The sequence below is a fragment of the Aquibacillus sediminis genome (genome assembly GCF_005870085.1).
GTDB classification, from domain to species: domain Bacteria; phylum Bacillota; class Bacilli; order Bacillales; family Amphibacillaceae; genus Aquibacillus_E; species Aquibacillus_E sediminis.
Map to the genome: position 1 here is coordinate 266,888 of NZ_SZNM01000004.1, position 18,916 is coordinate 285,803.

The following is an 18,916-nucleotide window of genomic DNA, read 5'->3' on the forward strand; positions in this document are numbered from 1 at the left end:
AATGACAACAGATGAACAAGCCTATTTGGATTTATGCAAACATGTATTAACAAATGGCTCAACAAAAGAAGACCGTACCAAAACAGGGACACGATCTGTTTTTGGTTATCAAATGAGGTTTAACTTAGCCAATGGATTCCCGCTTTTAACAACGAAACGTGTACCATTTCGTTTAATCGCTAGTGAGTTGTTATGGTTTATAAAAGGGGATACGAATATCCGTTATTTATTAGAGCACAATAACAATATTTGGAATGAATGGGCTTTTGAAAAATGGATAAAAAGTGATGAATATCAAGGTCCGGATATGACGGATTTTGGTAGAAGAAGCCAACAAGACCCCGAGTTTCATAAACAATATATGGATGAAATGGATAAATTTAAAACTAAAATTAAAACTGATGACACATTTGCTGAAAAATATGGGGATTTAGGGTCTGTGTACGGCAGACAATGGCGGGCTTGGCAAACATCCAAAGGGGATACGATTGACCAGTTGAAGCAAGTAATTGATGCGATCAAACATAATCCCGATTCCCGCCGTCATATCGTAACCGCTTGGAATCCAGAGGATGTACCAGGTAATATGGCACTCCCACCATGTCACACGATGTTTCAATTTTATGTTGCGGATGGCAAGCTTTCATGTCAACTTTATCAACGAAGTGGCGATATATTTCTTGGTGTTCCTTTTAATATTGCTAGTTATGCTTTATTAACCCATCTAATTGCAAATGAATGTAATTTAGAAGTAGGGGAATTCATTCATACACTTGGAGATGCTCATATTTATTCCAATCATTTTGATCAAGTTCAAACACAACTTAACCGAGAACCTAGAGCCTTGCCTAAACTAGAACTGAACAAAGACGTTTCATCTGTATTTGATTTTGAGATGGAAGATATGACAATCGTTGACTATAACCCGCATCCATCAATAAAAGCACCTGTAGCTGTGTAAAAATTCAAGGAGGATATATGCTTTCATTATTATTTGCTATGGACCGAAATCGAGTGATTGGTTCTAACAATGATTTACCATGGAGACTGCCAAACGATTTAAAGTTTTTTAAGCAAGTAACAACTGGGAATACGATCATTATGGGAAGAAAAACGTTTGATTCAATTAATCGCCCATTACCTAACAGGGAAAATGTTATTCTTACTCGCGACAAGTCTTACCAACAAGAGGGATGTCAGGTCATTCATTCGATTGACACGATTATAAATTGGAATAATGAAAATCCTGAAAAAGAGTATTTTATTATTGGTGGTGCCGAGTTATTTAAACAGACATTACCATTTGCTGATCGAATGTATATGACGTATATTGATGAAACCTTCGAAGGGGATACGTACTTTCCGAGTTTTGATGAAAATAACTGGCAGGAAGTCAAGAGGGAAAAAGGTATAAAAAATGAAAAAAACCAATATGATTATTATTTTATTCAATTGGATCGGAAAATCTAACGAGGGCTTTCATGTAAGACAATGACACAAAAACATGTTACTATGATAGGGAAACATTGATACATATGGTCAATAAGAAGGAAAAAAATATCAAGTCTATTTTTAAAACATTGGGGTGAGATAATGCCAGCTACAATTGGAATTCCGGGCTTAATTTTGATTTTAATTATAGCGCTTATCGTTTTTGGTCCAAAGAAATTACCCGAAATTGGTAAAGCAACTGGACAAACATTAAAGGAATTTAAAAATTCAGCACGTGAACTAACAGAGGAAGAGAATGAAGTCAAGGGTGAACAAAAAAAGCTTGATTCTAAATAAAGCTTGATGGGGTGATGTGAGATGCTAAGTAGTATTGGATTTCCAGGATTAATTTTAATATTGATTATTGCATTGGTTGTGTTTGGCCCTTCTAAATTACCAGAGATTGGTAAAGCGGTTGGAACTTCCCTTAAAGAATTTAAAAAAGCTACCAATGATATCATGAATGATGATGAATCCAAAAAAGTAGAAGATAAAAATAATCAGTAGTTTATTCAAGGTGTAAGGGGCTAAACCTTACATCTTGTTTTCTAATCGGAAGCTTTTGCTATAGATTATAAGTTGAGTTGAAGTTAAAAACATAGCATCTGCATTGGAAGCTGAACCGCTGTTTCACTATTGATTAAAGGCGAGTAAAGTCGTTCGTTACAAAATGGTGAATAGTGCAATTAGGATCCAGATCGATCCCCAGCAACAATACATACAACACACAAAAAACGGAATTTAAAAAAGGGGGGAGAGCTTCTTGTCAGACAGTAAACAAGAAAGTACAACAGAGGAAATGAATTACCTTGACCATTTTTCAGAATTACGAAATCGTTTGATTTGGACTGCGGTTGTATTTATTCTATGTATGGCGATTGGACTTATATTTGTTAAAGATATACAATCTTTTTTTGTTCGTGGTTTAGAGGTGAACTTAAACTTTCTAGGACCTGGTGAAATTGTTTGGGTTTACTTTACAATGGCATTCCTAGTTGCTGCTATTGGAACCATTCCTTTCCTATGCTTCCAACTATGGTTGTTCGTTAAACCAGGTTTGACGCCAAAAGAACGAAAGGTATCTCTAGCGTATATCCCGGCTATATTTATCCTATTTATTAGTGGATTAGTGTTTGGTTATCTTGTGTTTGTGGAACTAATTTTTCCATTCTTATTATCATTAAATGATGGTATGTTTGATGTTATGTTTAGTGTGGAGAATTATTTTCGCTTTTTATTTAGGGTAACGATTCCTTTTGCGATTTTATTTGAAATACCAATCATTACCATGTTTTTAACTAGCTTAGGTATTGTAACACCAGAGTTTTTAACGAAAACGAGAAAGTATGCTTATTTTGTTTTAGTCATCATTGGTACAATGATCTCACCACCAGATTTTATTTTGCAAATTGTTGTAGCAATACCATTGATCATTCTCTATGAAGTTAGTATTGTATTATCACGGATTGTTTATAAAAAACGACAACAGAAACAAGAGGAAGCATTGCATGATTGATTTTCTTAAAGGCTGTTAGTTGCATATAAGCTATATTATGCGACATAACTTGAATCCCGTCCATTCTTAATATGGTGAGTGCTGAACGGCGCTGCGGAAATACACTACGCTTTCCATGGGGGCTGGTGAGCCTCCTCGCGCTGTCGCACTGCGGGGTCTCACCGATGCCTCTAGTCCCATAGGAGTCTCCGTGTATTTCCTCCGCTTTTTCCAGTATTCTGAAGTTTTACAGTGCTTTGCTTAATAAAAATTATATAATATACCTTTTATGTTAATTAACATGTTCTTGTTAATTGGCATGTTTTAACGTAACCTTGCAGTAAATTCTTTATTTTATTATCTTATAAAGTATTACATCTATTACTAATCAGAAAACTTATAGCAGCGAAGGCAGAATACGGAGACTCCCATGGGAACAGCACGAGCCGAAGATCCACTTGGTAAAGCGGTTTTCTTTACCAAGTTAGCTGAGGCCCGTGCCCATGGAAAGCGGAGTATTCTGCCGTAGCGAGTGGTATAACACTTATTCCAACCAGAATATTAGAAAGCAAAATACGAAAGTAATGTCGCATAATATAGCAAATGCGCATTAACAAGCAGTGCTTATGAAGAAAACGATAGTGAGGTGAGAATAGATGCGTTCTTTTTATCAATATATGATGCGGTATCGAGGTGCCAAACAACAAACAAATGAAAGTAAACTAGCTGAATGGATGTTTCGCGATCATGATTTTCCAAAACAATCCACTTCCTATGATGAAATTAGTAGGTACCTTGAATGGAATATCCCCTTTAAAGAAGCTGTACAGGTGTTTGATCAGCTTTGGGATGATTATCTAGCAACAGAAGAAAGCTAAGTTTCAACAGAGTGAACAAGATCTTCAGCTACTATTGCCAATAATTACACCTTAATAATCATGTGAAATACATGGTATAGTGTATAAAGGTAATATTATTTCACCTGATCCAAGCGTTGGGTTTACTAAGCTAGGAGGCAAACCATGAAAGTTATCACAGCATCAACTTCAGAGCAACACAAATATGTAAATGAGTTAATTGACTACTTATATGAAAAGATTTTTCCTTGTTTCTTTTCCTTAGAATACATACAAAAATTAAAAGAGTTTGAATTACTGACTGTACCAAATCTTCATGATTTAAGTTTGGTAGAAATTATGGAAGTAACAGCGGCAATCCAAACGATCACGACGATTTTGGAAGAATTGACGAAATCAAATCAGTCGCTGATAGAATATCAAACAGCTTTTAATAAAAATGTTGCTATTCTTCGTAAGTATGAAATTAATTTTCCATTTCAATTAAGTGATTTTAGCGGTGAGATGGATTCTTCCTATCATCCTCATGAAAGCACCTTTTATATGTAATCATTTTTTCACTCAGTGCATAAAATGATTAAAGGTTTTGACCATACCATGTTGGAGGGGTGTCCATGTCAATGCCTCTTTCTGTTGAATGGAAATTGATCACGATGGGAAGGGAAGAACGTTTGCTATCAGCGAACAATTTATTCCAAGTAAGATTTCCAGGATATAAATTATTTCCGATCGATGCAGTGATTGATCTACACCGTTATCAGCAGTCCAATTTGGTTGGAAAAGCTAAGATTATTGAATTGGTATGGAAAAATAACGAAACGATTTGTAACTACCAACTCATTTCTTTACAGAATGTTAATTAAATGCTGTTTGTTCAGACACAATTAAATGCCTAAAAACCTGTTACAGAGAGTAGACACCATTTGTCTACTCTCTTTTGTTGTGTTAGGTGGAACGGGTGGCATAACGACAGACCACCTAATCTAGTCGGTAAAAGTTCTTTTGTTATGGATGATTATGTTTGCCTACACTTATTATATCTGTCCTGCGTACTATAAAGTAAATACGATGTAAAAGAGGTGGAAGATATGATGCAGCCAAGACAAGTTCCATCACCATTTTCAACTTTTTCAAATCCGAACCACTTTGGGCAAGGTCACTTCATGTACAGAAATTTTCAACCACCAATGAATGTTCCATCAGGTGTACAAAGTGGTGGAATTCAAGGGTTGATGCAAAAATTCTTAAACCCTGGATTTTCACAAGCTGCAACTGGGGCTTCTGCAGGTGGTGGAATTACCAATATGCTTGGGAACGTACAACAAGTATTACAAATGGCACAGTCAGCAGCTCCAATCGTTCAACAATACGGTCCAATGGTAAAAAATTTACCTGCTATGATAAGAATGATTAAGGCTTTTAATGATGACAGTGACGAAATCGATGAAAATAATGAAAATGATAAAAAAGAATATGAATTAGATCAAGAATCTGACCATACTATAAAGATAGAGAATGATAATCTTAATAAAATAGAAACAGAAGTAACACCTCACCATTCAAATGAAAGAAAGAAGCAAGTGAACAATTCTAAAGGAGTATCAACACCTAAATTATATATCTAGTGGTGCAGACTACTTGATTTTTTAAGGGAAAGGATAAAGAATAAGACAAAATAGAAATTATAAATCATAGGAGGCATTAATAGTGGTTAACAATTTAGAAAAAGCAACTTTTGCTGGTGGGTGTTTTTGGTGCATGGTGGAACCATTCGATGAGCGCCCAGGAATCCATAAAGTGGTATCAGGATATACAGGAGGACACACAGAAAATCCTACCTATGAAGAGGTTTGTTCCAACACAACTGGGCATGTGGAAGCAGTACAAATCACATTCGATCCGGCGATTTTCCCTTATGCCAAACTGTTAGAAACATTTTGGCAACAAATTGATCCGACAGATGCAGGTGGACAATTTAATGATCGAGGAGAATCTTATCAAACAGCGATTTTTTATCACAATCAAAACCAAAAGAATTTAGCCGAAAAGTCAAAAGCTGATTTAGAAGCTTTTGGGAAGTTTAAAGATCCAATTGTAACCCCAATACTACCGGCTAAGACATTCTATACAGCGGAAGAAAAACACCAAGATTATTATAAAAAGCAATCCTTTCATTATCGTCTTTATAAAAAAGGCTCAGGAAGAGAGGATTTTATCAAAACGCATTGGAAACCTAAGTTTGACAAAGCAACATTAAGAGAAAAATTAAATCCGATTCAATATCATGTCACACAAGAAAATGGAACAGAAAGGCCATTTCAAAATGAATACTGGGATCATGAAGAGCAAGGGATTTATGTCGATATTGTGTCAGGGGAACCGTTGTTCTCATCAGAGGATAAATATGATGCTGGATGCGGCTGGCCAAGTTTCACAAAACCAATTGACCGTTCTCATCTACAGGAAAAGATGGATACTTCGCATGGCATGAGGCGAATTGAAATTAGAAGTGACCAAGCGGACTCGCACTTAGGTCATGTGTTTGACGATGGCCCTATGGATCAAGGTGGGCTTCGTTACTGCATGAATTCTGCCGCCATGCGATTTATCCCAAAAGATAAATTGGAAGCTGAGGGCTATGAATATTTAAGCTATTTATTCGATGATAAAAAATAAGATCCACTAGCAGGCGATTGTCCTATAAGGGTCATATTCTCAAACATTTCATCTGATCAAATGTTTGTTTTATTTGACCCTTTCTAGGTTGGACAACCCTTGTAATACATTAGAAAAATAGCAATCTATCTTGTTTACAAATCTTCTAATCTTGAAGCATTAAGTCTTCATTAAATAGAGAAAGAGGGTTACCATGGATTCAAGTATCCTTATTGAATATGGTTGGACATTACTCGTTTTAATAGGTTTGGAAGGACTGTTAGCTGCAGACAACGCATTGGTAATGGCGATGATTGTCAAACATTTACCCGCCGAAAAACAAAGGAAAGCACTATTGTATGGACTGGGTGGGGCATTTGTCTTTCGTTTTGCGTCATTATTTTTCATTTCCTTTTTAGTAGATATATGGGAATTACAAGCATTAGGAGCCATTTACTTATGTTATATTGCGTTAAATAACCTTTTGAAAACTTTCTTTCCTAATAAAGCTAAAGAGAATGAAAAAAAACGGTCAAATAATAAGCAATTAGGTTTTTGGCCAACGGTTTTAAAGGTTGAATTAGCAGATATTGCTTTTGCCGTTGATTCTATATTAGCCGCTGTTGCCTTAGCTACCACTTTACCCCATACAAGCTTACCTGATATCGGAGAGATGGATGGCGGTCAATTTTTTGTCGTGCTTTCTGGAGGGATGATTGGATTAATATTAATTCGGATCGCAGCCTCTTATATTGTGAACCTCTTGCAAGAAAGACCAGGACTTGAAACAGCGGCCTATGTAGTAGTTGGTTGGGTGGGAGTGAAATTAGCGGTACATACGTTGGCGCATCCGCAATTAAACATTATTGATCAACATTTTCCTGACTCGAGTTTATGGAATATGATCTTTTGGGGATTCATGATTCTAACCATATTACTTGGATGGTCATGGCAACCTAAAACATCTAATAACAAAGCTTAGCTATTCTTTGACCTCAATACGGCAAGCATCGAACGTGAAAACATGATACAATAGGGATAAAAGAAGAGTAACAACAAGGAGGAACATAAAGTGATACATAATAACTGGGAAAATAATAAAACTATCAAACAAATTAAGTGTGTTCATGCTAATGCTAAAAAGTTTGTCGTAGATACCACCTTAACACCTGGAAAAACATATGATGTAAAAAATGAAACGGATGAGTTTTATTTTATCATCGATAATTCCAACCGTATTGGTGGCTTTCGAAAAGAGTACTTTAAAGAGCTCTAAGCATACTCAGCCTAACTTCCATGAAATTTACTCTCGGAAAAACGCAGTGATTGCTTTATTGCATCACTGCGTTTGATTTCATGTTTGCTTTATTCTGGTAATGGACGATGAAGCATTTTTCACTCTAATTATAGTGACTGCTATTAAGTCGCTACGGCCTTAGGATACGCGTAGTATTTTTCCGCAACGTTTGCTTAGTTCATCCTCATTTTGAATTGTTTTAGGTTATTTAGTAAGTACTCATAAAAATCAGAAACATTCATACGTGTCTTTTTTTATCCCTCATTGCTTTTGGAATATAGACGCAGTATGGTTCACTTTGTAAATAATCTCCTGTTACCGCATAGGCTCTTGAACGTGATCCTCCACAGACATAACGAAACTCACACAAGCCACATTTTCCTTTATATAAATCTGGATTTCTAAGTTTCTTTAATATAGGAGATTCCCTATAAATTGTTTTCAATCGGGTATCCCTTACATTCCCAACTTTAATGGGAAGTAAGCCGCTTGGTAGGACATCACCAGTATGAGAGATAAAAATAAACCCATTTCCATCATTAACTGCTTTTGGGGCACGATTGATACCATCGATCATTGATGCATGATCCGTCGGAATAGTGTCCTGGTATTCAATCGATCCTTTTGTGATCAACTTTTCTTTTGATTTTTGTTGGAGTACAACACGACGATAATGTTGCGCAGCAGTTGTCTTGATATCGAACGGTGAGGTTTTATTCAATTCATATAACCATGTAAACACTTTTTCATGTTCAGCAGGTGAAATACAAGCTTCTAATTGCCCCCTTCCAGTCGGAACAAGCAAGAATATATACCACATAACAGCGCCTAATTCCTCGACTAAGTCAGCCATTTGTTGTAAATGGTCATAATTATAACGTGAAATTACAGTATTGATTTGAAAAGGGATACCAAGTGCTTTTAAATCCTCCAACTTTTCAATAGTTAAAGCAAAGGATCCATTTATCCCTCGAAACTGATCATGTATCTCAGAGGTTGGACCATCTAAGCTTATCGCCCAACGAGATAAACCAACATTTTTGGCCATCTTCATTTTGTCCTTGGTGACATTTGGGGTCGCGCTAGGTGTAATGGAAACACGCATGCCTTTTTTAACTGCATAATCGGCTAATTCGAATAAGTCTTCTCTCATCATACAATCACCACCAGAGAAAACGAGCATTGGATTATTCATCTCATAAATCTGATCAATTAATTGGAAACCTTCACAATGGTTTAACTCATCAGGATGTGGTTTTGTTTGTGCATCTGCTCGGCAATGCACACATTTTAATTGACAGGCTCTTGTCACTTCCCAAATAGCGATAAAGGGACTTTCATTATAATCAATCGTTTTCCCATGATGATGCGGATGGTTTAATTGCTGCATTTTATCACCTATTTTCGATTAAAATTTGGAGTATGTTTACATTATACCGATAATAATGGGTAATGGTGTTACATAGTTCTGACAATTTCCGAAACTAACAAATCCGGAGTCCTTACAATGTAAATAGGGGGAAATGGGATCCGTCTAATGTAAGAAAAACACGAATGAACCATTAATTGTATAACCTGACTCGTTTTAGGGAACAAATTGTGAAAGTGGAAGTTGTTGTTGTAGAGGGTGGTTTAGTTGAAAAAAGAAAATAAGAATTTATTTATATCTGGATTGATTTTAGGGTTGGGATTGTTAGGAGCAATCGATGGGATTGTATTTCATCAATTGCTGCAATGGCATCATATGGTCCTTAGTCCTAATATACAATTAGAGATTTTTACTGATGGATTATTTACTGCCTTATTCTCTGCTTTGTTGATATGGGGTGGAGTGAAAATCTTTCAGGACGCTAGAGAGGATAAATTAGGTACTAGTTGGAAAATTTTTTTGGGAGGTATATTTGTGGGTGGTGGTCTATTCAATCTAGTTGAAGGAATTGTGGATCACCACCTATTACAAGTCCATCGTGTGAAACCATTAGCAGAAAATCCGTTGCTATATGACTTGGGGTTTTTAGCTATTGGTCTCCTGCTTGTGATAATCGGTTTTATAATCATTAGGCTTGAAAAGAATGCGTAAGGGAGGTTATTTTCCATGAACAAGTTCAAAAGTTTTATTATTTTTTTTATTCCATTTTTACTATTCTTTTTTTATTTTACCAATCAACATGGACACAAACCTTTTTCTGCCAATCCATCACATGCTGAACATGGTTATGTTGAAGTTCCAGATGGGTATGATGTTCCTTCTGTGAAAATAGCTGTTACTATGGACCAATCGAATACTTGGCTATTGGAAGTTCAAACGAAGAATTTTACATTTAATCCTAAAAAAGTAGGGGCAGGTTTGCCGAGCTATAATGAAGGTCATGCCCATTTATACATAAATGGGGAAAAGATTAATCGATTATACGGAAACTATTATAATCTAGGTAAACTGAAACAAGGAAAAAATACCATTACAGTTACGCTAAATTCAAATAATCACAGTGTTTTAATGAACAACGGTAATAAAATTGAAGATCGTACAGTTGTTTCTAAATGAGTTCATATTTGTATATAAGAAAACGCCCAAGAGTAACAGATTCTGGACGTTTTTTCTACTGTGTACGTTGCATACAATGTGGAGAACTTGTTTAGTTTACATATATAAATTTGCTAATTGAATCCCTTTCGCTGCACGATAAATTTGATCAAACTGACTTATTGGGAGCGGGTTGGTTCCTAATCCTAATTCGACGGTGTACCCTGGACGGTTCCATTCTTGGATAAACCAGTCTTTATACCCTGCATAACTATCAACAGTACGAATAGGGGTATAACCACTAACATTTGCATATTCATTAACTATAACTTCAGCCTCTTGTGGTTCTTGGTTTTCAAATCCCCAATAAATAACTTGCCCCTGTGTATGCAACGCATTAACTCTTTGGAAGTCTCGTTGTCTTGTTAGGTTAGCAATTGCGTTCGCTTCAGGTTCTGACAATGGATTTGGACCCGGATAGTCACGTGGTGCTGGAGATTGTTGTTTTCTCTCCGCTTCAATTTCCCATTTAGCCGGATATTGGTTATTCAAATCAACCCCTCGGATATTTGCTTTCCAGTTAGAAAAGTCAACATTACCATTATTAATCTCAAGTACATTGCTGCGGTATGGCTCTTGTTCAGGCGGTCCGTTGAGTACTAAGTCAACACCATCTGGATTGACCATAGGTACTGCAGATAACATCGATGTTTGATACAAAGAATAAATGTTAACTCCATTCATTGATCCGTTGTTCGTCAAACTTAGTAAATAATCATTCATAAATCGCATGATCATTGGGGTTGTGATCCATTCATTTGCATGAAAAGAGCCATTCACATGAACACGTTTGCTTCCATTTCCGAGCCGCAATTCAGTAATATCTTTCCCCATAACAGAGTTGCCAATCGCTTCCGTTAGTAAAAATGGATAAATTGATAATAATTCGCGAAGATCTTGTTGCATTTTCCCATAATCATAAGCTTCCTTTCCATTTACAACTCGCCATGTTACTCGTGTTGGGATCTGAATTGTTTGCCCAACCGCTAACCTAGTAGGGTCAATCGCGGGATTTACTAACTGTAACGCATCTGGATTCAAATTTCTGCTCGTTGCAATTGCCCATAATGTGTCACTAGGTTGAATTTGATAATTTGATAATAGAAATCCTGGAATACGAACGGTTTGTCCTTGGTACAACTGATTAGGATTTATTTGCCTGTTTGAATCAATGATTAGTCTAAACGGCAATTGGAAAAGCTGACTATAATACCACAATGAGTCACCTTGACGTACCGTAATATCCATAATACACCTCCTCTAGAAAGGTCATAGAAAGCTTGATGACATGGATAATAGCCTCGCATATAATTAACTATATGTATGAGAACTACTAGAAGTTCATAAGTTGATTCGATATTTAAGGGACCAGGTATGACTCTGTGTACAGTAGTTCATGAACAACCTAACAGCAATCAACCGAAATTGGAGATATCATTTTTAGCAAACTTTTTGAACAACCTATATAAATTTATTTATTAATTGGAAAAAATAGTCTATAATGTTAATTGATGCACATAAATGCACCAATTATATATATATTAAGACGAGGAGGAGTTAATCGTGGCTTTTGTTATTACATCACCTTGTAAACAAGAAAAAGCAGGCGAATGTGTGGAAGTTTGTCCTGTCGATTGTATAGAAGAAGGCAAAGATATGTTTTACATTGACCCTGATATTTGTATTGATTGCGGAGCATGTGAAGCAGTTTGCCCTGTAGAAGCTATCTATATGGAAGACGAAGTTCCAGATGATGAGCACGAATACATTGCGTTAAATCGTCGATTCTTCGAGGAACAATAAAAGATGAATAAAACCGCTATCAAAACGATAGCGGTTTATTTAATGTCAAAAGTGGTATAGCCTTTCGTGTTTTCAAGTAATTGTTTTTCAACATGTTCTACTTTGATAAAGCGGCTAGGTCCATTTTCAATGAACTCAACAAAAGGATATACAATATTTGGCGGTCCTTCCGCTTCCAATTCAACTGTTCCATCGGATCGATTCCTGACCCAGCCAGTTACGCCCATTTCGCTTGCTTTTAGTTGGGTTGTTATTCGGAAACCTACACCTTGTACACGTCCACTGACAATCATATGTATGCGAATCATCATGACCACCTCAATCTTAACTATAAAATGAAGACAGGAAGGCTTGGTGATGCCAAGCCTATCCTCTTATAAAACAAATTTTCCTAATGTTTGATGAACCTTATGAATGTTATCATCTTTTCTAAATTCTTTTGACACAGGTTCTGCACTTCCTGAAATCCAAATTTTTAATTCAGCATCCAAATCAAAATTACCAGCTGTCTCCACACTGAAGTGGGTGACCGACCCATACGGTATCGAATGGTATTCCACTTTTTTACCAGTCATCCCTTGCTTGTCAATTAGTATTAGTCTTTTGTCTGTAAATACAATTAAATCTCGAATAATCTTAAACGCATTTTGCAGTTTTTCATTATCTGTTAATACGTTTTCCAAATCCGTTTCCACTTTTTTGATATCCACTTCTGAGGCATTTCCTAAAAATCCATCAAGTAATCCCATTGCTTCGCCTCCAAATTAATTTTTTTCAGTTCTATTATAGACGATAGGTAGTGTGATCACAAATTTAACAGAGATTTCAAGCACCATGTAACCACCTTATAAAATGGATCAAAACAGGGAGGTGGAGTCTAAGTGTACAACATTGTTTTTAGCGGGGAAGAACATCCCAACGAAATGAAGTGACGCTTTTTTAAAAATAAATGATTTTTTGTGACAAAAATCACTGAGAACATTTTCGAAATTTTTCATAATAAAAAGTAGATTGTAAAATTTGAGGTGGAATTATGAGTAATTATCAACCAGAGTTAATTGCAACAGCAAGAGATATAGAGGAAGTAAAAACTGTAGCAGAAGCAGGAGCTGATGCAGTCGTTATTGGCCATGAACGTTACGGATTACGTGTCGCAGGTAACTTTGATGTAACAGCTATTGGCCAAGCAGTTCAACACTTACATGCTTGTAATAAAAAAGTGTATGTCCTAACAAATGCGATTTTTCATAATGACATTGTACAAGAGTTACCAGACTATTTTACAGGCTTAGCGGAACTTGAAGTAGATGGCATCATTTGTGGTGATCCATCTGTGTTTCCCATTCTTAATGAATTAGATGTAGACCTAGATGTGTTTTGGAATCCTGAGACCTTATCGACCAATTACGAAACATTAAAATATTGGGAGACAAAAGGGATTAAGCGAGCGATTTTGTCTAATGAGCTAGCATTAGATGCGATTGCAACGATCAAGGAAAAAATCAATGTGCCAGTCGAAATCCAAATTCATGGGATGACTTGTATCTTTCAGTCAAAACGAAAACTGGTGACGAATTACTACAATTACATTGAGACAGATGAGCAACTAAAACAAGACATTAAGTCGAAAAACATGCACTTACGTCAATCGAATGAAACGGATACCCATTACCCCGTTTATGAAGATATTAATGGTACACATATTATGAGTAACGAAGACTTGTGTATGATTGAGCATTTACAAGAAATCATGGATGCACGTGTCGATAGTCTACGTATTAATGGCTTATTTAAATCAAGAGAATATCAACAAAAAGCTGTTGCGCTTTATCGTGAAGCAATTGATCGCCATCAAGATATCATAACAGACTATCAAAAACATCAGCTAAAACAACAAATTGTTACGATGCAACCAAATGATCGAAAATTAGATACAGGATTTTATTATAAAGAACAGATTTATTAACCTAGAGGTGAGTATAGATGAGTACCAAAGTAAAAAAACCAGAATTACTTGCTCCGGCAGGTAATTTAGAAAAATTAAAATTTGCGATTCATTATGGGGCAGATGCCGTTTATATTGGTGGAAAACAATTTGGACTACGTGCCAAAGCCGGTAATTTCTCGTTTGAAGAAATGGCTGAAGGGGTGGAATTCGCCAATCGTTATGGGGCTAAAGTGTATGTGGCAGCAAATATCATTGCCCACAATGAAAACCTTGATGGTGCGAAGGAATATTTTAAAAAACTCTATGAAATTGGAATTTCCGCCGTCATTATTGCGGATCCTGCATTGATTACTGCATGTAAGGAAGCTGCACCAAACTTAGAAATCCATATCAGTACACAAGCTTCTATTGCTAACTGGCGTACTGCACAATACTGGAAGCAAGAAGGTATTCCACGTGTTGTACTGGCAAGAGAAGTATCGGTTGAAGAAATTCGTCAAATGAAAGAAAAAGTCGATATTGAAATTGAGGCGTTTATCCACGGTGCAATGTGTATTTCCTATTCAGGAAGATGTGTGTTATCCAATCACATGACAGCAAGAGATGCTAATCGCGGTGGTTGTGCGCAATCTTGTCGTTGGAAATATGACTTATTTGAAGATGGTGTCGATGGTTCTGTTAATGTATCCGAAGAAGCGGATGAAGCCTACACAATGAGCTCCAAAGACTTAAGTATGGTGGAACACTTGCCAGACTTGCTCGAACTTGGTGTTGACAGTTTAAAAATCGAAGGTCGAATGAAGAGTATCCACTATATTGCGACAGTCGTAAATGTGTATCGAAAGATTATTGATTCGTATTACGAGAATCCAGAAAATTACCAATTGAATGAAGCATGGGTGGATGAAATTTGGAAAGCGGCGCAACGTTCGCTAACGACTGCATTTTACTATGAAGAACCATCTGAAAATGCTCAATTATTTGGTAAACCAGACCGGATTCCAAAGTATAATTTTGCTGGTCTCGTATTGGATTATGATGAGGACACACAAATCGCAACCGTGCAGCAACGGAATTCGTTTGCTAAAGGCGATGAAATTGAATTTTTCGGTCCTAACTTCAAACGTTTTAAACAAGAAATTACAGAGATTTGGGATGAAAATGGACAAGCAATCGACATTGCTAAACATGCAATGATGGTGACCAAAGTTAAAGTTGATCAACCTGTTACGTACTTTGATATGATGAGAAAGAGAAAGTAACGTTTCCAGACACATAGAATTAAAAAACTGATTAATAAGGCGTATAAATCTCGCAATGAGATTTATACGCCTTATTTTTTTGTGAAAGAAAAAAGGAACGGATAAGGTTAAGTGAATGAAAATTTTCTTCCTATTTCTGTTTGAACCTCATGCTTCCAGTTATTTTTTTCAATATACCTTATGAAACAATAGTGATATCCTTAATATATGAAGCATGTACCGTATGAGTTTTTTTCTCTTAATAGGCTTGAATGGATTCTCTTTAACCGTGAATGACTTAAAGGGTGTTTGTGTTTTTTATTAATTAAGTATTATTGAATCACCTCGGTTGATCAGAACAAAACGTTGTTGTCCCCTGCAAATAATTATTATCAAGCTATGGATTCGCCGTACAGATAACGAAAAGAGTTGATTATAAAATTTAGGGAGTGACCAAATGAAACGGACAAAGCCAATTGCTAAATGGATTCTTTTTAGAAATATTGTCTTCTCTGTAATGATTGTCTTTTTATTTATATTCATCCCTCCAGCGGATCGTTTTATTGATAATGCTATTCTGTTACTTGTTTTTGTTGGTTTTATGGTGTTAAAGGTGATACAAATTTTTATATCAAAAGATAAGATGAGTAAAATTGCCAGAATGATTACATTTGTCGCATCGGTAATTGTCTTGATTAGAGATATAACACTGTTTTACTAAATCAGGAATTGTAGTTGGTTTCTAGTACATTTATGGGGAATAACAAATTACGATAAAAGGAGAGGTGATCGTGCAAAAAATAATATTCCTTCCATTTTTGTTACTTGTACGAATAGGATGCACTACCGGTAATGATGAATTAACATTTTTGTAAAGATAGTTCCAGATGATAGAAAAGTATTGTTTGATTAATAAGGTGACAGTTGCGTACATAGTGTAGCTACTTATTTATAGGTATAACCTCGCTAGAATAAGAAAGGAAAACTTTTAGGAGACGGTGTAACATGAAAAAAGGGGATTTTATTAAATTACATAGAAAAAATGCCAATATGACACAGGATCAATTATCATTAGGAATTTGTTCTGTATCATATTTGAGTAAAATCGAAAACAATGATGTGATTCCGAGTGAGCAAATTCGTTCACTATTATTTTCTCGTTTAGGGATGAATCAAGAGAGTTCATTTGAGGAAGAAACGGAAACATTACATCATGACTTAACTGCATGGTATCAATCAATTGAAAATTTTCAAATCATTTTTAAGCGATCAAGGCTATGGCGAGTTATCCCATGTGTTTAACGGGAAACAAGGAAACAGATATAATAAGCTGTATAGTTTATACAACTCCATATTCTAAATAATGAACTTGGGAAAGAGCAGGGGAAAATACTTCCTAAGGTATATCATAATTTAGGATATATTAAGATGCGACAAACAAGTTATCTAGATGCGTTAGATTACCTCAACCAAGCATTACATATGACAAATAATGACTATAGTTACCTTAATAGCCTTCATCTGAAAGCAAAAACCCTATTTAAACTTGACAAGAAAACAGAGGCAAGTCACTGTGTCCACCTAGGAATAAAGCTAGCAAAGCTTGTTACGAATCAAAGGTTCATGTATAAGTTTAACATCCTTGTTCACCAAATCAAGGGGACAACGGATCAGCGCGAATTTGTAACGAAGCTAGAAAATGAAATGCTTGCCTATTTTGAACAAAATGAAAGAAAGGGAGATTATTATCAATGTTTAGAATTACTAGCTGACATTTTCTACAGACGCAAACATTACAAAAAATCATCCGATTATTATAAAACGTTGTACCATTTAAGCAAACTGGCAAGCTAGATAATTGGATCAATGGCCAAGTCAAACCTTTCCTTGACGGAGAGGTTATTTTTTTAGGAAATTTTACTTAAAAAAATCTTATTCATTCATGTATACAGCTTTTAATTTTCCCAATACAAAAAAATTTCATTTATTGATAAGATGAAGAGGAACTATGTATCAGCAATTATAGCGAGAAGAATCTTGGAACTGAAGAAATAGCAGTTGATGTTCTACCAACACAATATATTCAATGAGGTAGCAATAAATGGAATGGGGAATAGCAAATGACACCTGTAAAAATAGAGGAAGTAAAGCAATCGGAAAGGCACCAGTATATAAACTTTCTGCTGTTGGCTGATGAAAGCGAAGCGGTTGTGCAGAAATATATTCACGATGGTGATATGTTTTCCATTCATTATGAAAATAAAGTGGCTGGCGTAATGATATTTACTTTTCACTCAGATCAAGTAGTTGAATTAAAAAATATCGCATTAGACTCCAGATACCGCGGTAATGGATTAGGGACTTTCGTTGTGACAGAAGCTTTCAAGATTTACAAAAGAAGAGGAAAAAGAAAAATGGTGGTAGGTACGGCAAATTCAAGTATTGGTAATCTTATATTCTATCAAAAACTAGGGTTTAGAATGGTTGAAATAAAGAGGGATTTTTTTAAAGCATATCCGGAACCAATTATTGAATCGGGTATTCGAGCTTTAGACATGGTGATGTTTGAAAAAACTTTAACTGAAAATTAGTATTTTTTAATCAAGGGGAAATGGGTTTTGAAAATAGTGCGAAAACTAAATATTATGATGGCAATTTTGGGAATTGGTATGAGGAGGCTATCATTTATTTATTGAAAATATTCAATTGCCATTGTCTATCATCTTTTCCTTATTGGCAGTGATGTTTAATATTAGGAGGAATTGAAAAAGTGAAAGAAAGGCAAGAAAAGAAGGTTATGTATATATTGCTATAGCTATTTTTTTGTCTGTTGGGATTATAAAGGAAGTAGTGTTCCTTTTCGAATAAGTGTTACTATCAAAGATACACACTCTCGATACTGGATCAGAATATTAAACAATCGTGGATAAAAATATGAGGGATAAAATCTGAATCGATTAACTAAGAAACTTTTCTTTAAAGGCCTATTAGCTATTATTTCCATTTTGGTAGTAGGTTATTTATGTATCATGATGTTCGTTACTATTAGGTTGTCTAATGTTAAACAGGAAGTGTTAGACCATAATCCCAAAATAACTTCTATTGAAAGTGTAAATCGTATTGGGCATGGGGAGAGTTTTTTTCTAGATATGTGTTAATAGTTAAAAAAGGTACTGATACAACATATAGGATTTGGACCTCGGGTGATGGCGTAATTTCGGATGAGGAAATAATCAATGAATAGATTTTATAAACTGGTTAACGTGCGTTCAGTTGAGATTAACGAGGGGGATTATAATGGAAGATGTAAAAGATGGAAAACAAATATTATTGACAATAAGTTGGCTCGCTGCTTTTTTGCCTTATATTTTTAGTCCGATTGCATTCGGCCCTATTGCATTCTTTCTAGGAATGGTTTTAAGAAGGGATTATGAAGTTGGTAACCAAGGTAAAATCATCATGGTATTAGGAGTGGTTAATACAGTTGGCGGTATTATATTTGCTAATTGGATAAGGTATTACCTTGGGGCTTGAATGAATCGTGT

At 35.6% G+C, this 18,916-nt stretch carries 26 protein-coding genes; 22 read left to right on the forward strand and 4 right to left on the reverse strand.

The window, feature by feature from the left end:
* Position 1: 1 nt before the first annotated feature.
* From FCI53_RS06605 to FCI53_RS06660, 12 genes are all read left to right on the forward strand, one after another.
* A complete protein-coding gene (locus tag FCI53_RS06605; RefSeq protein WP_138417067.1) occupies positions 2-961 on the forward strand; it encodes a thymidylate synthase in 960 nt (319 codons plus the stop codon).
* 17 nt (positions 962-978) lie between these two features.
* Positions 979-1,470: a dihydrofolate reductase gene (locus FCI53_RS06610; protein ID WP_138417069.1), complete on the forward strand. Its 492-nt coding sequence runs from the start codon at positions 979-981 to the stop codon at positions 1,468-1,470.
* A 123-nt stretch (positions 1,471-1,593) separates the two neighbouring features.
* Positions 1,594-1,788 carry a twin-arginine translocase TatA/TatE family subunit gene (gene tatA, locus FCI53_RS06615; RefSeq protein WP_138417071.1) on the forward strand — a complete coding sequence of 65 codons (195 nt, stop codon included), beginning with the start codon at positions 1,594-1,596 and terminating at the stop codon, positions 1,786-1,788.
* Positions 1,789-1,809: 21 nt separating this feature from the next.
* On the forward strand, positions 1,810-1,998 hold the full coding sequence (locus FCI53_RS06620) for a twin-arginine translocase TatA/TatE family subunit (RefSeq protein ID WP_138417073.1): 189 nt from the start codon (positions 1,810-1,812) through the stop codon (positions 1,996-1,998).
* A 256-nt stretch (positions 1,999-2,254) separates the two neighbouring features.
* Complete coding sequence (tatC, locus tag FCI53_RS06625) at positions 2,255-3,007, forward strand: twin-arginine translocase subunit TatC (RefSeq protein ID WP_246050033.1); 753 nt, start codon at positions 2,255-2,257, stop codon at positions 3,005-3,007.
* 635 nt (positions 3,008-3,642) lie between these two features.
* Entirely contained in the window at positions 3,643-3,864 is a 222-nt protein-coding gene (locus FCI53_RS06630; RefSeq protein WP_138417075.1) for a YozE family protein, read from the forward strand.
* A gap of 144 nt (positions 3,865-4,008) precedes the next feature.
* Positions 4,009-4,392, forward strand: a complete 384-nt coding sequence (locus FCI53_RS06635) for a DUF5365 family protein (RefSeq protein WP_138417077.1) — start codon at positions 4,009-4,011, stop codon at positions 4,390-4,392.
* A gap of 65 nt (positions 4,393-4,457) precedes the next feature.
* Positions 4,458-4,706: a DUF2584 family protein gene (locus tag FCI53_RS06640; RefSeq protein ID WP_138417079.1), complete on the forward strand. Its 249-nt coding sequence runs from the start codon at positions 4,458-4,460 to the stop codon at positions 4,704-4,706.
* Positions 4,707-4,931: 225 nt separating this feature from the next.
* On the forward strand, positions 4,932-5,468 hold the full coding sequence (vrrA, locus tag FCI53_RS06645; RefSeq protein ID WP_138417081.1) for a VrrA/YqfQ family protein: 537 nt from the start codon (positions 4,932-4,934) through the stop codon (positions 5,466-5,468).
* 82 nt (positions 5,469-5,550) lie between these two features.
* Positions 5,551-6,519, forward strand: a complete 969-nt coding sequence (msrB, locus tag FCI53_RS06650) for a peptide-methionine (R)-S-oxide reductase MsrB (RefSeq protein ID WP_138417083.1) — start codon at positions 5,551-5,553, stop codon at positions 6,517-6,519.
* 193 nt (positions 6,520-6,712) lie between these two features.
* Positions 6,713-7,480: a TerC family protein gene (locus tag FCI53_RS06655; protein WP_138417085.1), complete on the forward strand. Its 768-nt coding sequence runs from the start codon at positions 6,713-6,715 to the stop codon at positions 7,478-7,480.
* Positions 7,481-7,570: 90 nt separating this feature from the next.
* Positions 7,571-7,774: a DUF6501 family protein gene (locus FCI53_RS06660; RefSeq protein WP_138417087.1), complete on the forward strand. Its 204-nt coding sequence runs from the start codon at positions 7,571-7,573 to the stop codon at positions 7,772-7,774.
* A 259-nt stretch (positions 7,775-8,033) separates the two neighbouring features.
* Here the strand turns inward: FCI53_RS06660 and FCI53_RS06665 are convergent, their stop codons facing one another.
* Positions 8,034-9,185 (reverse strand): TIGR04053 family radical SAM/SPASM domain-containing protein, encoded by a 1,152-nt coding sequence (locus FCI53_RS06665; RefSeq protein WP_138417089.1) that lies wholly within the window; start codon positions 9,183-9,185, stop codon positions 8,034-8,036.
* Between the two features lie 246 nt (positions 9,186-9,431).
* On the opposite strand from FCI53_RS06665, the gene FCI53_RS06670 reads away from it, so the two are divergent.
* Together FCI53_RS06670 and FCI53_RS06675 are read left to right on the forward strand one after the other, a co-directional pair.
* Positions 9,432-9,875 (forward strand): DUF2243 domain-containing protein, encoded by a 444-nt coding sequence (locus FCI53_RS06670; RefSeq protein ID WP_138417091.1) that lies wholly within the window; start codon positions 9,432-9,434, stop codon positions 9,873-9,875.
* 15 nt (positions 9,876-9,890) lie between these two features.
* The gene (locus FCI53_RS06675) at positions 9,891-10,340 is read left to right on the forward strand and encodes a hypothetical protein (protein WP_138417093.1); all 450 of its coding nucleotides are present in this window, start codon (positions 9,891-9,893) and stop codon (positions 10,338-10,340) included.
* A 96-nt stretch (positions 10,341-10,436) separates the two neighbouring features.
* Here FCI53_RS06675 and FCI53_RS06680 read toward each other — a convergent pair whose 3' ends face one another.
* Positions 10,437-11,627, reverse strand: coding sequence for a M14 family metallopeptidase (locus FCI53_RS06680; RefSeq protein WP_138417095.1), 1,191 nt, complete (start codon positions 11,625-11,627; stop codon positions 10,437-10,439).
* Between the two features lie 315 nt (positions 11,628-11,942).
* Here FCI53_RS06680 and FCI53_RS06685 point away from each other — a divergent pair, with 315 nt between their 5' ends.
* On the forward strand, positions 11,943-12,182 hold the full coding sequence (locus FCI53_RS06685) for a ferredoxin family protein (RefSeq protein ID WP_138417097.1): 240 nt from the start codon (positions 11,943-11,945) through the stop codon (positions 12,180-12,182).
* A 35-nt stretch (positions 12,183-12,217) separates the two neighbouring features.
* Here FCI53_RS06685 and FCI53_RS06690 read toward each other — a convergent pair whose 3' ends face one another.
* Positions 12,218-12,490, reverse strand: a complete 273-nt coding sequence (locus tag FCI53_RS06690; RefSeq protein ID WP_342774177.1) for an acylphosphatase — start codon at positions 12,488-12,490, stop codon at positions 12,218-12,220.
* Positions 12,491-12,556: 66 nt separating this feature from the next.
* Positions 12,557-12,931, reverse strand: a complete 375-nt coding sequence (locus FCI53_RS06695; RefSeq protein ID WP_138417101.1) for a PH domain-containing protein — start codon at positions 12,929-12,931, stop codon at positions 12,557-12,559.
* A gap of 284 nt (positions 12,932-13,215) precedes the next feature.
* On the opposite strand from FCI53_RS06695, the gene FCI53_RS06700 reads away from it, so the two are divergent.
* The 7 genes from FCI53_RS06700 to FCI53_RS06730 all read left to right on the forward strand — a co-directional run bounded on the left by FCI53_RS06700 (position 13,216) and on the right by FCI53_RS06730 (position 18,905).
* Entirely contained in the window at positions 13,216-14,148 is a 933-nt protein-coding gene (locus FCI53_RS06700) for a peptidase U32 family protein (protein WP_138417103.1), read from the forward strand.
* Positions 14,149-14,165: 17 nt separating this feature from the next.
* Positions 14,166-15,392, forward strand: a complete 1,227-nt coding sequence (locus tag FCI53_RS06705) for a peptidase U32 family protein (protein ID WP_138417105.1) — start codon at positions 14,166-14,168, stop codon at positions 15,390-15,392.
* A gap of 436 nt (positions 15,393-15,828) precedes the next feature.
* Positions 15,829-16,092: a hypothetical protein gene (locus tag FCI53_RS06710; RefSeq protein WP_138417107.1), complete on the forward strand. Its 264-nt coding sequence runs from the start codon at positions 15,829-15,831 to the stop codon at positions 16,090-16,092.
* A gap of 284 nt (positions 16,093-16,376) precedes the next feature.
* Positions 16,377-16,673 (forward strand): helix-turn-helix domain-containing protein, encoded by a 297-nt coding sequence (locus tag FCI53_RS06715; protein WP_138417109.1) that lies wholly within the window; start codon positions 16,377-16,379, stop codon positions 16,671-16,673.
* Positions 16,674-16,799: 126 nt separating this feature from the next.
* Positions 16,800-17,225, forward strand: a complete 426-nt coding sequence (locus tag FCI53_RS06720; protein WP_138417111.1) for a hypothetical protein — start codon at positions 16,800-16,802, stop codon at positions 17,223-17,225.
* Between the two features lie 266 nt (positions 17,226-17,491).
* Positions 17,492-17,962 (forward strand): GNAT family N-acetyltransferase, encoded by a 471-nt coding sequence (locus tag FCI53_RS06725; RefSeq protein ID WP_138417113.1) that lies wholly within the window; start codon positions 17,492-17,494, stop codon positions 17,960-17,962.
* A gap of 706 nt (positions 17,963-18,668) precedes the next feature.
* Positions 18,669-18,905 (forward strand): hypothetical protein, encoded by a 237-nt coding sequence (locus FCI53_RS06730; protein WP_138417115.1) that lies wholly within the window; start codon positions 18,669-18,671, stop codon positions 18,903-18,905.
* The last annotated feature ends 11 nt before the right edge of the window (positions 18,906-18,916 follow it).

Bases quoted from the DNA above. Each gene is read 5' to 3' on its own strand.
- FCI53_RS06725 (WP_138417113.1), top strand. From the start codon at position 17,492: ATGACACCTGTAAAAATAGAGGAAGTAAAGCAATCGGAAAGGCACCAG.
- FCI53_RS06620 (WP_138417073.1), top strand. From the start codon at position 1,810: ATGCTAAGTAGTATTGGATTTCCAGGATTAATTTTAATATTGATTATT.
- FCI53_RS06695 (WP_138417101.1), bottom strand. From the start codon at position 12,931: ATGGGATTACTTGATGGATTTTTAGGAAATGCCTCAGAAGTGGATATC.
- FCI53_RS06655 (WP_138417085.1), top strand. From the start codon at position 6,713: ATGGATTCAAGTATCCTTATTGAATATGGTTGGACATTACTCGTTTTA.
- FCI53_RS06635 (WP_138417077.1), top strand. From the start codon at position 4,009: ATGAAAGTTATCACAGCATCAACTTCAGAGCAACACAAATATGTAAAT.
- FCI53_RS06610 (WP_138417069.1), top strand. From the start codon at position 979: ATGCTTTCATTATTATTTGCTATGGACCGAAATCGAGTGATTGGTTCT.
- tatA (WP_138417071.1), top strand. From the start codon at position 1,594: ATGCCAGCTACAATTGGAATTCCGGGCTTAATTTTGATTTTAATTATA.
- FCI53_RS06715 (WP_138417109.1), top strand. From the start codon at position 16,377: ATGAAAAAAGGGGATTTTATTAAATTACATAGAAAAAATGCCAATATG.
- FCI53_RS06700 (WP_138417103.1), top strand. From the start codon at position 13,216: ATGAGTAATTATCAACCAGAGTTAATTGCAACAGCAAGAGATATAGAG.
- FCI53_RS06675 (WP_138417093.1), top strand. From the start codon at position 9,891: ATGAACAAGTTCAAAAGTTTTATTATTTTTTTTATTCCATTTTTACTA.
- vrrA (WP_138417081.1), top strand. From the start codon at position 4,932: ATGATGCAGCCAAGACAAGTTCCATCACCATTTTCAACTTTTTCAAAT.
- FCI53_RS06720 (WP_138417111.1), top strand. From the start codon at position 16,800: ATGCGACAAACAAGTTATCTAGATGCGTTAGATTACCTCAACCAAGCA.
- FCI53_RS06630 (WP_138417075.1), top strand. From the start codon at position 3,643: ATGCGTTCTTTTTATCAATATATGATGCGGTATCGAGGTGCCAAACAA.
- FCI53_RS06680 (WP_138417095.1), bottom strand. From the start codon at position 11,627: ATGGATATTACGGTACGTCAAGGTGACTCATTGTGGTATTATAGTCAG.
- FCI53_RS06665 (WP_138417089.1), bottom strand. From the start codon at position 9,185: ATGCAGCAATTAAACCATCCGCATCATCATGGGAAAACGATTGATTAT.
- FCI53_RS06605 (WP_138417067.1), top strand. From the start codon at position 2: ATGACAACAGATGAACAAGCCTATTTGGATTTATGCAAACATGTATTA.
- FCI53_RS06705 (WP_138417105.1), top strand. From the start codon at position 14,166: ATGAGTACCAAAGTAAAAAAACCAGAATTACTTGCTCCGGCAGGTAAT.
- FCI53_RS06690 (WP_342774177.1), bottom strand. From the start codon at position 12,490: ATGATTCGCATACATATGATTGTCAGTGGACGTGTACAAGGTGTAGGT.
- FCI53_RS06710 (WP_138417107.1), top strand. From the start codon at position 15,829: ATGAAACGGACAAAGCCAATTGCTAAATGGATTCTTTTTAGAAATATT.
- FCI53_RS06640 (WP_138417079.1), top strand. From the start codon at position 4,458: ATGTCAATGCCTCTTTCTGTTGAATGGAAATTGATCACGATGGGAAGG.
- FCI53_RS06730 (WP_138417115.1), top strand. From the start codon at position 18,669: ATGGAAGATGTAAAAGATGGAAAACAAATATTATTGACAATAAGTTGG.